This is a genomic window from Cellulomonas carbonis, from assembly GCF_014636275.1.
Lineage (GTDB): Bacteria > Actinomycetota > Actinomycetes > Actinomycetales > Cellulomonadaceae > Actinotalea > Actinotalea carbonis.
Genome location: NZ_BMEB01000003.1, coordinates 135,535 through 148,233, shown reverse-complemented (window position 1 = coordinate 148,233; position 12,699 = coordinate 135,535). Strand labels below are relative to the sequence as shown.

Below are 12,699 nucleotides of genomic sequence, written 5' to 3'. Positions count from 1 at the left end.
TCCCACCCACGGCACCGCGCGCGTCAGGACCATCGCCCCTCGGCCGCCGCTCCGGGCGACCTCAGCCGCGCCGTCGAACTCGCAGCGCGAGTGCCGACAGCCCACCGACCACCAGCACGCCGACGCCGGCCGCGGTCAGCGCCGCACGACGCGACGCGGCGGCACCCCGGACCACCTGGTGCACGCGGCACCACACCAGCGACGTCTCGCGCCGGGCCGGACCGAGCGACAGCAGCTCGTCGATCTGGTCGGTCACGGGTCCCATGTCGCCGAGCTCGAGCTCGTCGGGCGGGATCGCCCGACCGACCCGCACCTCGACCGGACCGGGCCGGAAGCGCCCGCCCTTGGGCAGCAGCGCGTGCGTGCCGACCACCGCGACGGGCAGCAGGGGCACCTGGAACTCCTTGGCGATCCGCAGCGCGCCGCTGCGGAACGTGCCGAGCTCGCCCGTCGTGGACCGCGTGCCCTCGGGGAACACGAGCAGGCTCGAGCCCGAGCCGAGCACCTGCTGCGCCGCCTCGAGCAGGCTCTCGTACCCACCCCCGCCCACGCGGCGCACGGGGACGGCCCCGATCAGCACGGTGACGACCGCACGCCGCCAGCGCGTGGTGAACCAGTAGTCCTGCGCCGCCACGACCATCGGCTTGTAGGGCGTCGGGAACGCGGCGAGCAGCGCGGGGGTGTCGGCGTGCGACGAGTGGTTCGCCACGACGACCATCGCCTCGTACGGTGCGGCGCCCGTGACGGTGAAGCCGCCGACCGTCCTGAACAGCGCGCGCCAGAGCGCACGCCGGACGGCGCCCGACCAGGTGAAGCCGGGCGGCGGGCCGACGTGGTGACGGCGGAAGCGGACGCTCACGGGAGCCTCGTCACGTCAGCGCGCCCCGACCTGGCGCTCGTCGGCGCGCGTGCCGCGTGCCGCCTTCGCGCGGTAGAGCGACCGGTCGGCGAGCTCGAGCAGGCGGTCCATCGGCACGGGCTCGGTCGCGAGCGCATACCCGACCGAGATGCCGATCCCGACCTCCCCGCCGCCGGACAGGCGGTACCGCCCCGCGACGGCGTGCCGCAACCGGTCGACGACGACGAGCGCGGCGTCGTCGTCCGGGATGTCGCGGCACACGACGAGGAACTCGTCGCCGCCGTACCGGGCGAACAGGTCGTCGCCCCGCATGGCCGCGTGCATGCGCGCCGCCGCGAGCTGGAGCACCTCGTCGCCCGCGAGGTGGCCGTGCGTGTCGTTGACGGCCTTGAAGCCGTCGAGGTCCGCGAGCGCGACCAGGACGGGCGGGGCGCCCGCAGCGAGGTCCGCGAGCACGCTGCCGAGGTGCTCCCGCGCGCGTCGACGGTTCGCGGCACCTGTGAGCTCGTCGTGCTCGGCGCGGTGCAGCATGTGCGCCTGCGCGCGGCGCAGGTCGCTGATGTCGCGGTACTGACAGACGACCCGGTCGCCGTCGACGGCCGCGTAGAACACCGCGAACGTCCGCCCGTGCAGGCGGCGGTCGGCGCTCTCGTCGGCGTAGGCGACCTCGGTCCGCAGGGTCCTGCCGGTCGCGAGCACCGTGCGCATCGTGTCGAACAGGGTCGCGTCCGAGCCGTAGAGCTCGAGCAGGCCGCGGCCGAGCAGGGCTCGCCCGGCGTTGACCTCCGCCGCCGCGTTGACCCACTCGTGGACGAGCTCGACGACCTCGCCGTCGGCGTCGCGGACGGCCTGGAGCAGGACGAGGCCGTCGTCGGGGTGCTGCGCCAGGCCTCGCCCGATCGCCTCGCACGCGACGTCCTCGGGCGGTCTGGGGTCCACGCCGTCATGATGCTCGCTCCCGCCCGTGCTCGCGCGCCGCTGCGCGCGCAGGTCCGCCGTCGTCCCGGTGCCGGCGGGCGCCGTCAGGGCACCACCGCCCGCACGTCGTCGAGCGTCAGCACGATGGGCGCCGACGTCACGCCCGAGGACAGATAGGTGTTGAGACCCGTCGAGCCCGCCGCCTGGAGACCCGCGGTCGCGTCGGTCGCGGTCGCGTTCCACGAGGTCGGCTCGGGTGTCCCCGCCTCCCACACGCGGGCCCGCACGGTGGTCGGGTTCGTCCCCACGGCCTGGGTGCGGACGAGCAGGCCCTCGCCCGGCGCGACGACGGGACCGGCGAGGAGCGTCGCGGCGGTGAGCGCGGTGTGGGTCCCGCCCGTCACCCGGACGAGCGACAGCACGACGCGCCCGTCGCCGCGCAGCTGCACCTTGGACCGGTACTCGCCGACGCCCGCGACGCGTCGCGGCGACGGGTACAGGTACAGCCCGCTCCCGCCGGCGGGGAGCTTGTCGACCCGGAAGGTCTGCACGAGGTCCGCCGAGGACGCCGTCGCCGGGAGGCTCACGTCGGGCCCGACGCCGGGTGCGGCGAGCCGGATCCGGCCCGCGCCGCCGGCGACGGAGTAGAGGTCGAGCGAGCCGCTCGTGCGCCACGCGCCGCCGGTCTCCGCGGAGCCCCACCCGCGCGCGAGGTCGCGCGTGAAGGTGTCGGCCGCGAAGACCGCCGACGGCGCGGCGACCTCGACGACGCGCTGGACGGTCCCCGTCGCGCCGTCGTCGTCGGTCACGGTGAGCCGGGCGGTGAAGGAGCCGTCGGCCGCGTAGGTGTGCGTCGTCGTCGCGCCGGACGCGGTGGCGCCGTCGCCGAGGTCCCACGCCCACGCGGTCACGGTGCCGTCGCCGTCGGACGACGACGAGCCGTCGAACGCGCACGTCCGCCCGGTGCACGACACGGTCGCGCGCGCGACGGGCGGGGCGTTGGTGCCCGGGTCGGCGGCGCGCAGCGTGAACGCGTCCGAGAACGTGGCGCCGGACGCGCGCACGAACCGCGCGCTCAGCTCGTCCGCGGTGACCTGCAGGTCGAGGACGCCCCACGACGCGGTCGCCAGGCCGTTCGCCGTCGCGAAGTACGGCTCCTCGGGGTCGCCGGTCGCGACCGCCCGCTGCTGGATCCCGCCCGTGCCGACGGTCGCGAAGACGGTCCCGGCGCCGCGCACCATCGTGGGGTCGGCGTCGACGACGCAGTCGAGGTCCGCGGCGGCCCCGGGGACGACGGTCGGGCACGCCGCACCGAGCGCGAGCTGGTGCGTGCGCTGGTAGAGGTGCTCGTGGCCGCTGAGCACCAGGTCGACGCGCTTGCTCAGCAGCAGGTCGTTGAGGTCGCTGCCCGAGAGGCACGAGTAGGTGCCGACCGACAGGCACGGGTGGTGCATCCCGACGACGACCCACGGCACCCCCGCCGCGCGCGCGCCGTCGATCGCGGCCTCGGTCCACGCGTAGCGCGGGCTGCCGACGGTGTACTCCCACCGCGCCTGGCCGGGGAAGTCGAGCGCCGGCGAGACCATCACGACGCGGACCAGCGGGTCCTGCGCGGGGACGTCGACGTACCACTCGCGCCCGTAGGTGCCCACGAGGCCGGGGAGCTGGTTGGGCAGGCACGCGGAGAAGTCGTTGATGTTGCCGTTGAGGCCGTTCATCTCGTGGTTGCCCGCGACGAGCTGGAACGCGAACCCGGCACCGACGCGGGCCACGACCTGGTCGCACCACGCCTGCTCCGCACCCGTCTGCCCGTAGGAGAGGTCGCCGAGGACGAGCATCGCGTCGGGGTCGAGCGCGCGGACCGAGTCCAGGACCGCCCACGTGTTCGAGGTGGCGCCGATGTCCCCCGCGGCGGTGAGGTGCACGCCCCCGGCGACGGCCGCCGCCTGGACCTGCGGCTGGGCCGGAGCCTGGGCGCCCGCCTGCGCGTGCACGGCCGCGCCGACCCCTCCGGGAGCGGGCCCCGTGGCGAGGCCGTCACGCGTGGCGACCGCACCGCCTCCACCGAGGGTGGCGGCGACGGCGAGCGCCGCGGCGGTGAGCGGGACCAGGGCGGGACGAGCGCGCACGGCGGCCTCCGGTTGTCGGCGCTGACGGTCCGTTCCTACTCCTGAAACGGACATTTCGGAAGCGTCGCCGTCGCCGGCCGGGGTGGGTCGTGCGCCGGGCGCGGACCCCGCTCCTGTTGCCGACCATGAACGGCGCTCCTACGGTCGAGATGGAGGGCGACCAGGCCGGACGTCCGGCGCCCACCTCAGCCAGGAGGACACGATGAGCACGAGCCCCCAGGAGCCCCGCCGCACCGACCCGGCCACGCCCGGGCGGGACGACCGGACCACCGCACCGACCTCCGGCACGACGGGCACGACCCACGGTGCCCACGCCGACGACGCGCGGCGCGGCGAGCGTCGCGGCGACGACACGTACCGCGGCACCCACGACGACCGGCACGACGACCGGCACGACGACGTGCGGCGCGACGACCACTCCGCGACCGACTCCCCGCGGGACCTCGACCGCGACCGCCGCACGGTCCTCGCCCGGGAGCGCGAGGAGTTCGGCGGGATGAAGATCGGCTCCGCCTTCTTCGGCTGGCTCACCGCGACGGGCACCGCCGTCATCCTCACCGCCCTCGCCGCGGCGATCAGCGGTGCGCTCGGCCTCGTCACGGACACGCCCGAGGAGGCCGCCGACCAGGTGGGCACGTCGACGACGACGCTCGGCCTCGTGAGCGGCATCGTCCTGCTGGTCCTGCTGTTCGTCGCGTACTTCGCGGGCGGCTACGTCGCCGGGCGCATGGCCCGGTTCAGCGGCGCGAAGCAGGGTGTCGCGGTCTGGCTGTGGGCCGTCGTCATGGCCATCGCCGTCGCGGTGCTCACGCTGCTCGCCGGCGCCGAGTTCGACGTCCTGTCCGACGCGCTCGCGTTCCCGCGCATCGAGGTCGAGGACCTCACCACGACCGGCGTGCTCGTCGCGCTCGGGGTCGCGGTGGTGACGCTCCTCGGCGCCGTCCTCGGCGGCGTCACCGGGATGCGCTACCACCGTCGCGTCGACCGGGTGGGCCTGGGCGACTGACCGTGCCTGGCCGGACCGCGGGTCGCCGTCCGGCGTCCGCCCGCCCCGCCGTCGGCGGACGGTCCCGGGCCCGGCGCGCGCCCCGCACTAGACTCCCCCTGTGATCTTCAAGGCCGTGGGGGACGGACGCCCCTACCCGGACCACGGCCTGACGACGCCGCGGGACTGGGCCGAGGTGCCGCCGCGGCAGATCCGGCTCGACGAGCTCGTGACGACCAAGCGCACGCTCAACCTCGACAACCTGCTGTCGGAGGACTCGACGTTCTACGGCGACCTCTTCGCGCACGTCGTCCAGTACAAGGGCGTCATGTACCTCGAGGACGGCCTGCACCGTGCGGTGCGCGCGGCCCTCCAGCAGCGGTCGATCCTGCACGCGCGCGTCCTGGTGCTGGAGGACTGATGACCGCGCGTGACCCGCAGGCGCTCCGGCGCCGCCACCGCCGCGAGCGGCAGGCCGTCGTCTTCGGCAGCATGCTCGCCGCGATGGCCGTCGCCGCGCTCGGCGCGACGGCCGTCTACACCGGCGTGATCGACCCGCCGTTCGCGCGCGAGTTCACGACGCTCCGGCCCGAGGCGGAGGGCGCGGGCGCCGCCCCGTGCCCGCCCGAGGGTGCGGTGCCGACGACGTACGGCGAGGTCCAGGTGCAGGTCCTCAACGGTGCCGGGCGCGCCGGTCTCGCGGCCGACGTCGGCGACCAGCTCGCGGCGCGCGGCTTCACGGTGCTGAGCGCGGACAACTTCCCGGGCGACTACCCCGGCATCGCTCTCGTGCGCTTCGGCGAGACCGGCCTGCGCGCGGGGTACACGCTCGCGGCCCAGATCGACGGCGCGGCGCTGCTCATCGACACCCGCACCGAGCCGACGGTCGACCTCGTGCTCGGCGGCGCCTACTCGACGCTCGTGGAGCCGGCGGCCGTGCCGCTCGCCCCCGGCGAGCCGCTGGTCGGGGTCGAGGGCTGCGTCCCGCTCGACGAGGCGCTCCAGGTCGCACCTCCCGGGCCGGCCCCGGCCACCGAGGAGCCCGCCGAGGGCGAGCAGGCTCCCGCCGAGGGCGAGCAGGCTCCCGCCGAGGGCTGACGTGCTTGAGCGCGACGGGGACCGCCCGGCCGACGGGTCGACGGCGCTGACCGTGCGCGGTGCCCGGGCGACCGACGTCGCGCGCCTGTACGAGATCTGCCTGCGGACCGGCGCCGCGGGCTCGGACGCGACCGGGCGCCACGACCCGCTGCTGCTGGGGGACGTCTACGTCGGCCCGTACCTCGCGCTGTCCCCCGACCTCGCGTTCGTGCTGGCGGGGGCCGACGACGTCGCGGTCGGGTACGTCCTGGGCGTCGCCGACACCACCGCGTTCGAGGAGCGCTGCGACGTCGAGTGGTGGCCGGGCGCCCGTGAGCGCCATCCCGTCGGGTCGGCGACCCACCCGGGCGACGCCGAGCTCGTCCGGCTGGTCCACGAGCCCGAGCGCACGCCGTCGGCCGTGACCGCGGACTTCCCCGCCCACCTGCACATCGACCTGCTGCCCGAGGCGCAGGGCTCCGGAGGTGGTCGCCGGCTCGTCGAGCACCTGCTCGCGGAGCTGCGGCGGCGCGGCGTGCCGGGTGTGCACCTCGGCGTCGACCCGGAGAACCTGCGGGCGCGCGGGTTCTACGCGCACCTCGGCTTCCGGCCGGTCCCGGCGGTCACCGACCCGGCCGCGGCGGCGTCGGACCCCGACGCCGCCGCGGGTCACCTGCTCGGTCTGCGGCTCGGCTGAGTCGCAGGGCCGGCGGGCTCATCGCTCTCAGCCGTCGCGTCGGACGCCCTCGAGCCGCGTGCCCTCGAGCTCCGTACCACCCGGCACGGACGCCGGGCTCGCCGGCTCCTGCGACGTGCCGCGCCACCGCGAGACACCGCGCATCAGGTGGTAGACGACGATCGCCGCGGCCGTGCCGAGCGCGATGCCGCGCAGCTCGAGGCCCGGCTCAGGCGCCCAGGTGAAGTCGGCGATGCCGACGATCAGCGCGATGGCGGCCGTGGTGAGGTTCACCGGGTCGGAGAAGTCGACGCGGTTCTGGACCCAGATGCGCGCGCCGAGCAGGCCGATCATGCCGTAGAGCAGCGTGCCCGCGCCGCCGAGGACGGCCTCGGGCATCGTGTCGACGAGTGCGCCGAACTTGGGCGACAGGCTCAGCAGGAGCGCCGTGAACGCGGCGACCCAGTACGCGGCGGTCGAGAACACGCGCGTCGCGGCCATGACGCCGATGTTCTCGGCGTACGTCGTCGTGCCCGAGCCGCCGCCCGCACCCGCGAGGGTGGTCGCGAGGCCGTCGGCCATGAGCGCACGGCCCATGAGCGGGTCGAGGTCCTGCCCGGTCATCGCGGCGACGGACTTCACGTGGCCGACGTTCTCCGCGACCAGCACGAAGACGACCGGCAGGAACAGGACGATCGCGCTCCACCGGAAGGTCGGCGCGGTGAGCTCGGGCAGGCCGAGCCACGCGGCGTCGGCCACCGGACCGAGGTCCACCTCGGACCGCACGAGCGCGAACAGGTAGCCGACGACGACGCCGACGAGGATCGCGAGGCGGCCGAGCATGCCCTTGAAGAAGACCGTCACGAGCACCATCGCGCCGAGCGTGACGAGCGCGGTCACCGGCGAGGAGCGGAACCCGGTCGCCGAGCCGTCGGCGTTGACGCTCCCCCACGCCACGGGCGCGAGGTTGAGGCCGATGAGCGCGACGATCGCGCCCGTCACGACGGGTGGCATCGCGGCGTCGATCCACCGCGCACCGGCGAGCTGCACGACGAGCCCGACGACGACGAGCAGCAGACCCGTGACGAGGATGCCGCCGGTCGCGTCGGACACGCCGCCCGACGCCGTCGCGGCGAGGATCGGCGCGATGAACGCGAACGACGACCCGAGGTAGCTCGGGAGCCGATTGCGGGTCAGCAGCAGGAAGGCGACCGTGCCGATCGCGGAGAACAGCAGCGTGGTCGACGCCGGGAAGCCCGTGATCGCCGGGACCAGCAGCGTCGCTCCCGACATCGCGATGACGTGCTGCATGCCGATCGCGACCGTCCGCGGAACGGAGAGCCGCTCGTCCGGGGCCACCACGGCACCGGGCGCGACGCGCCTGCCGTCCCCGTGCATGCGCCAGCCGAAACTGCTCATCGTGACTCCTCGACGTCGCGACGGCCCACGGCGGGCGCCCGGGCCGGGTGAACCCTAACGGCCCCGCGACGCCCCGACGTGGGTCCGACCGCGCCGCGGCGGAGGAGCCCCGGCGGTCAGTCGCCGGGGCGCGCGGACCGGAGGCGCTTGGTGTCGGAGCGGTGCCTCTTCGCGGCGAGGCGGCGCTCGGTCGACCCCTTGGTCGGTCGGGTCGCGCGGCGCGGCCGGGCCGGCGGCGCGATGCCGTCCGCGACGAGGGCCGCGAGGCGTCGCTCGGCCGCCGCGCGGTTGCGCAGCTGCTCGCGGTGCTCGGACGCGACGACGGTGAGCACGCCCGCCACGAGGCGGGGGCCGAGCCGCTCGAGGAGCCGCTCACGCTGGGTGTCGGTCAGGACCGCGGACGCGACGACGTCCCACGACAGCTCGACGCGCGAGTCCGTCGTGTTCACGCCCTGCCCGCCCGGCCCCGAGGAACGCGAGAACCGGGTGCTCAGCTCGGCGCGCGGGATGACGAGCGTCGGTCCGACGACGACGTCCGCGCTCATGCCTCGATCGTCCCACCCCGCGGGTAGGGTCCGCCGCATGCGAGGCGTGAGCGGGACCGTCCCACCCGGGACCACCCGGCCCGCCGCGTCGCTCGTCCTGCCCGCCGTCGTCGTCGCCGCGCTGTGCGGGGCGATGGTCGCGGCGCAGGGACGGCTCAACGGCGACCTGTCGACGGCGGGCGCGGGCGCCCTCACGGCGAGCTGGCTGTCCTACGTCGGGACGCTGCTCACCGTCGTCGTGGTCGTCGTGCTGCGCGGGTCGGCGGGCCGCACCGTGACGGTGCTGCGCCGCGACGGCCGCTGGTGGTGGTACGCGATCGGCGTGTGCGGCATCCCGATCGTGCTCGCGATGACCGCGGGCGTCCCCGTCGTCGGCGTCGCGATCGCGTCGGTCTGCTCGGTCGCCGGGCAGACCGTCTCCGGGCTCGCGCTCGACGCGCGCGGCATCGGGCTCCCCCGGCCGCTCCCGCTCTCGGGACGCCGTGCGCTCGCGGGGGTCGTCGCCGTCGCCGGGCTCGCGGTCGCGGTGCTGTCGGGCTCGGGCTCGCTCGAGGCGGACCTCCCGACCGTCGTGCTCATGGGTCTCCTGCTGTTCCTCGGCGGGGTCACGCTCGGCGTGCAGCAGGCGGGCAACGGCAAGGTGACCGCGCTCGCGGGCGACCCGGTGGTCGCGGGGCTCACGACCGCCACGGGCGGGACGCTCGTGATCTCGGTCGTCCTGGCCGGCGCGTGGGCGACCGGCGGGCTGGGCGACGTCGTCCTGCCGTCGCTGGTCGACCACTGGTGGCTGTACCTCGGCGGACCGCTCGGCGCCGCGATCACGGTGGGCGCGGCGTGGGCCGTGCGGCACCTCGGGACGTTCGCGCTGACCCTCGCGATCGTCGGCGGCCAGATGGTCACCGCCGTGGGCCTCGACGTCGCGACGGGCCTGGGCGTGCACTGGAGCACGCTGGTGGCCGCCGCGATGATCGCGGTCGCGACCGTCGCCGCCGTCGGACGGCGCCCCTCCTCCTGAGCAGCGGGTCCGCGCCGTTGTGACATGCTCGAGGCAGCAGCCGATCGATCGAGGAGCTCACGTGTCCGAGAGCCAGCCCATCCCGCGCGACGACCAGCCGACGCCGCCCCCGCCGGGCGGGACCGGGCCGACGGGAAGCACCGCGGACGCCCCGTACACCGCTCCCGACCAGGGCTCGTCGCAGGGCTCGTCGCAGGGCCCGGCGCAGGGCCCGGCGCAGACCGATCCGGGAGCCGACCCCGGCCAGGGGCAGCAGCCGCCCTACGCGCAGCCCGGGTACGGGCAGCAGCCGTACGGCTCGTCGTACGGTCCCGCGTACGGCCAGCCGTACGGGCAGGGCTACGCACCGCCGCCGTACGTGAAGACCAACACGATGGCGATCATCTCGCTCGTGTCGTCCGTCCTGGGCCTCACCTTCGTCCCGGTCCTCGGGAGCATCGCCGGGGTCATCACCGGCCACATGGCGCGTCGGCAGATCGCGGACACCGGCGAGCAGGGCAGCGGCGTCGCGACGGCCGGGCTCGTCGTGGGGTACGTCGGCATCGCGCTCGTCGTCCTCGTCGTCGTCGGCTTCATCCTGTTCTTCGCGCTCGCGGCGGGCGTCGCGTCGACGTCGCCCTGACGGCCCGGCTCCCGCGCGCGACCTGAGGTGAGCGGGACGGCGGTGCTGCCCACGACCCCTGCACGGCTCGCGGCCGTGTGGGGGTCGTTCGTCGTCGTCCACGCGGTGCTGACGGTCGTCGGCGTCGTGGTGGTCCCCGCGGAGGCGTTCTGGGACCTCGACCTGTACCGCTGGTGGGCGTGGACCGTGCTGGACGGCGCGGGCGCGCCCCTGCTCGACGAGCCGTGGGTGTACCCCGCGGGGGCCCTCGTGCCCGTCGTCGCGGCCGGTGCGGTCAGCACCGTCTCGACGCCGGTCTACGCGCTGACGTGGTGCGCGCTGGTCACGGTGCTCGACGCGCTCGTCGTCGCGGCGCTGCTGCGTCGCGACGCCCACCGCGCCGCGTGGTGGTGGCTCGCGGCCCTCCTCGCGCTGGGGCCGGTCGCTGTCGGGCGGCTCGACGCGGTCGCCGCGGCGCTGCTCGCGCTCGGCGTCCTGGCCGCGACGTCGGAGCGGCCCGGGCGGGCGTCGGTCCTGCTCACCGCGGGCGCATGGGTCAAGGTCGCGCCCGGGGCGCTGCTGCTCCCGCTGGCCGCCGCGGCCCGGCGACCGTGGCGCGACGTCGTCGTCCCGGCCGCGGTGGTGACGGGGCTCGTCGTGGGTGCGGTGGGGCTCGCGGGTGGCGGCCCGCGCGTGCTGTCGTTCCTCGGGGCGCAAGGCGAGCGCGGGCTCCAGGTGGAGTCGGTGGCCGCGACGCCGTGGGTCGTGGCGGGCGCCGTCGACGGTCGACCGGCCGCCGTGCTGCACGACGAGCTCGTGACGTACGAGGTGCCCGCGGGTGCGACGGCGGCGTCCGCGCTCGACGTCGTGCTGCCCGTCGGGGTGGTCGCGGTCGGGGCGCTGCTCCTCGTCGCGCGCCGCCGCGGGACCGCCGTCGAGGCGCTCGTCCCCGCGGTCCTCGTCCTGACGACATGGCTCGTCGTCGCGAACAAGGTCGGGTCGCCGCAGTTCATGACGTGGGTCGCGGCCGCGGTCGCCGTGGCTCTCGCCTCGACACGGGGCGGAGACTGGGCGCGTCGGACGTGGGTCGTCGCGGCGCTCGCACTCGCCGCCGCGGCGCTGACCCAGGTCGTCTTCCCGTGGGGCTACCCGGCGCTGCTGGCGGGTGACCTCGCGGTGACGGCCGCGCTCGCCGGGCGCAACGCGCTGCTCGTCGCGCTGCTCGTCGTCGCCGCGGCGTGGCTCGTGCGCGTCGTCGTCGGGCGGGACGTCGCGGTGCGCGAGCGCTGACGCCGCCCCGCGCGGGAGGCGGCGTCAGCGGCTCGCGTGGCGGGTCCGCTCAGCCGAGCTGCGGGACGACCTCGCGCGCGACGAGGTCGAGGTGGTCGAGGTCGTGCAGGTCGAGCACCTGGAGGTAGACGCGCTGGACGCCCATCTCACGGAGCGCACCGAGCCGGTCGACGGCCTCGCTCACGGTGCCCGCGACACCGTGCTCGCGGAGCTCGGCGGGCTCCCGGCCGATCGCGGCGGCGCGGCGCGCGAGCTGCGCCTCGTCCTGACCGACCGCGAGCACGAGCGCGACCGAGTACACGAGGTCGTCGGCGGGCCGGCCGACCTCCTCGCACGCCGCACGGACCGCCGCGAAGCGCTGGGGGATGTCGGCGATCTCGGGGAACGAGCTGTTGTACTCGGCGGCGAAGCGCGCGGCGAGCGCGGGCGTCCGGCGCGGGCCGTTGCCGCCGACGACGACGGGCACGCCCGCGCGGGTCGGGTCGGTCGCGCTGCGCTGGGCGGGCTTGGGCAGCGCGGGCGAGTCGACGAGCGTGTAGTGCTCGCCGCGGTGCTCGAACCGCTCGCCGACGGGCGTGCCCCACAGGCCGGTCACGACCTCGAGCTGCTCGGTCAGCATGCCGAAGCGCTTGGCCGGGAACGGGATGCCGTAGGCCTCGTGCTCGGCCGCGAACCAGCCGGCGCCGAGGCCCAGCTCGACGCGCCCGCCGGACATCTGGTCGACCTGCGCCACCTGGATCGCGAGCACACCGGGGTGCCGGAACGTCGCCGACGAGACGAGCGTGCCGAGCCGGATCCGCGACGTCTCTCGCGCGAGCCCCGCGAGCGTGGTCCACGCGTCGGTCGGCCCGGGCAGGCCGTCGCCGTCGCCCATCGCGAGGTAGTGGTCGGAGCGGAAGAAGGCGTCGAAGCCCAGGTCCTCGGTCGCGCGCGCCACGGCGAGGAGGTCGTCGTAGCTCGCGCCCTGCTGCGGTTCGGTGAAGATGCGGAAGTCCATGCGCCCAGCCTGCCGCAGTCGTCGGACGTCTCGCTCCCCGAGGTCGTGGGTGCGGTCCGCAGTCCCGGCCCCGGTGGCGGCATGACCGTCTGACCGCGGCGATCGCCGTGTCCCGGCCCAGCGCGGCCTTGCGACGGTCCGGGGAGCCGCCTACGCTTTGAGTGCCCAAGGCCGTAGCCGCGGGAAGT

The 12,699-nt window shown here is 75.8% G+C and carries 13 protein-coding genes; 7 read left to right on the top strand and 6 right to left on the bottom strand.

The features are described from left to right. Positions 1 to 61: 61 nt before the first annotated feature. From IEV86_RS10695 to IEV86_RS10685, 3 genes are all read right to left on the bottom strand, one after another. The gene (locus IEV86_RS10695; protein ID WP_052426196.1) at positions 62 to 859 is read right to left on the bottom strand and encodes a lysophospholipid acyltransferase family protein; all 798 of its coding nucleotides are present in this window, start codon (positions 857 to 859) and stop codon (positions 62 to 64) included. A 15-nt stretch (positions 860 to 874) separates the two neighbouring features. Then, the gene (locus tag IEV86_RS10690) at positions 875 to 1,798 is read right to left on the bottom strand and encodes a GGDEF domain-containing protein (RefSeq protein ID WP_052426197.1); all 924 of its coding nucleotides are present in this window, start codon (positions 1,796 to 1,798) and stop codon (positions 875 to 877) included. Positions 1,799 to 1,881: 83 nt separating this feature from the next. Then, a complete protein-coding gene (locus tag IEV86_RS10685) occupies positions 1,882 to 3,906 on the bottom strand; it encodes a PKD domain-containing protein (RefSeq protein ID WP_081978720.1) in 2,025 nt (674 codons plus the stop codon). A gap of 202 nt (positions 3,907 to 4,108) precedes the next feature. On the opposite strand from IEV86_RS10685, the gene IEV86_RS10680 reads away from it, so the two are divergent. From IEV86_RS10680 to IEV86_RS10665, 4 genes are all read left to right on the top strand, one after another. Continuing rightward, entirely contained in the window at positions 4,109 to 4,912 is an 804-nt protein-coding gene (locus IEV86_RS10680; RefSeq protein ID WP_052426198.1) for a hypothetical protein, read from the top strand. A gap of 100 nt (positions 4,913 to 5,012) precedes the next feature. Continuing rightward, positions 5,013 to 5,312, top strand: coding sequence for a type II toxin-antitoxin system VapB family antitoxin (locus IEV86_RS10675; protein ID WP_043606564.1), 300 nt, complete (start codon positions 5,013 to 5,015; stop codon positions 5,310 to 5,312). Beyond that, positions 5,312 to 5,989 carry a LytR C-terminal domain-containing protein gene (locus tag IEV86_RS10670; RefSeq protein WP_043606567.1) on the top strand — a complete coding sequence of 226 codons (678 nt, stop codon included), beginning with the start codon at positions 5,312 to 5,314 and terminating at the stop codon, positions 5,987 to 5,989. Before IEV86_RS10675 ends, IEV86_RS10670 begins: the two co-directional genes overlap by 1 nt. 1 nt (position 5,990) lies before the next feature. Further along, positions 5,991 to 6,665 carry a GNAT family N-acetyltransferase gene (locus IEV86_RS10665; RefSeq protein WP_229734612.1) on the top strand — a complete coding sequence of 225 codons (675 nt, stop codon included), beginning with the start codon at positions 5,991 to 5,993 and terminating at the stop codon, positions 6,663 to 6,665. A gap of 27 nt (positions 6,666 to 6,692) precedes the next feature. On the opposite strand, the gene IEV86_RS10660 is transcribed toward IEV86_RS10665, so the two are convergent. Both IEV86_RS10660 and arfB read right to left on the bottom strand, forming a co-directional pair. Beyond that, a complete protein-coding gene (locus tag IEV86_RS10660) occupies positions 6,693 to 8,063 on the bottom strand; it encodes a uracil-xanthine permease family protein (RefSeq protein WP_043606570.1) in 1,371 nt (456 codons plus the stop codon). Positions 8,064 to 8,179: 116 nt separating this feature from the next. Then, positions 8,180 to 8,608, bottom strand: coding sequence for an alternative ribosome rescue aminoacyl-tRNA hydrolase ArfB (gene arfB / locus IEV86_RS10655; protein ID WP_043606614.1), 429 nt, complete (start codon positions 8,606 to 8,608; stop codon positions 8,180 to 8,182). A gap of 37 nt (positions 8,609 to 8,645) precedes the next feature. On the opposite strand from arfB, the gene IEV86_RS10650 reads away from it, so the two are divergent. The 3 genes from IEV86_RS10650 to IEV86_RS10640 all read left to right on the top strand — a co-directional run bounded on the left by IEV86_RS10650 (position 8,646) and on the right by IEV86_RS10640 (position 11,514). Beyond that, complete coding sequence (locus tag IEV86_RS10650; protein WP_161784046.1) at positions 8,646 to 9,623, top strand: DMT family transporter; 978 nt, start codon at positions 8,646 to 8,648, stop codon at positions 9,621 to 9,623. 61 nt (positions 9,624 to 9,684) lie between these two features. After that, on the top strand, positions 9,685 to 10,245 hold the full coding sequence (locus tag IEV86_RS10645) for a DUF4190 domain-containing protein (RefSeq protein WP_052426199.1): 561 nt from the start codon (positions 9,685 to 9,687) through the stop codon (positions 10,243 to 10,245). Positions 10,246 to 10,272: 27 nt separating this feature from the next. Continuing rightward, on the top strand, positions 10,273 to 11,514 hold the full coding sequence (locus tag IEV86_RS10640; RefSeq protein WP_081978722.1) for a glycosyltransferase 87 family protein: 1,242 nt from the start codon (positions 10,273 to 10,275) through the stop codon (positions 11,512 to 11,514). A 49-nt stretch (positions 11,515 to 11,563) separates the two neighbouring features. Here the strand turns inward: IEV86_RS10640 and IEV86_RS10635 are convergent, their stop codons facing one another. Continuing rightward, positions 11,564 to 12,511, bottom strand: coding sequence for an LLM class F420-dependent oxidoreductase (locus IEV86_RS10635; RefSeq protein WP_043606575.1), 948 nt, complete (start codon positions 12,509 to 12,511; stop codon positions 11,564 to 11,566). Between the last annotated feature and the right edge of the window lie 188 nt (positions 12,512 to 12,699).

Coding starts and splice junctions, on each gene's coding strand:
- IEV86_RS10680 (WP_052426198.1), top strand. CDS start 4,109: ATGAGCACGAGCCCCCAGGAGCCCCGCCGCACCGACCCGGCCACGCCC.
- IEV86_RS10670 (WP_043606567.1), top strand. CDS start 5,312: ATGACCGCGCGTGACCCGCAGGCGCTCCGGCGCCGCCACCGCCGCGAG.
- IEV86_RS10660 (WP_043606570.1), bottom strand. CDS start 8,063: ATGAGCAGTTTCGGCTGGCGCATGCACGGGGACGGCAGGCGCGTCGCG.
- arfB (WP_043606614.1), bottom strand. CDS start 8,608: ATGAGCGCGGACGTCGTCGTCGGACCGACGCTCGTCATCCCGCGCGCC.
- IEV86_RS10650 (WP_161784046.1), top strand. CDS start 8,646: ATGCGAGGCGTGAGCGGGACCGTCCCACCCGGGACCACCCGGCCCGCC.
- IEV86_RS10635 (WP_043606575.1), bottom strand. CDS start 12,511: ATGGACTTCCGCATCTTCACCGAACCGCAGCAGGGCGCGAGCTACGAC.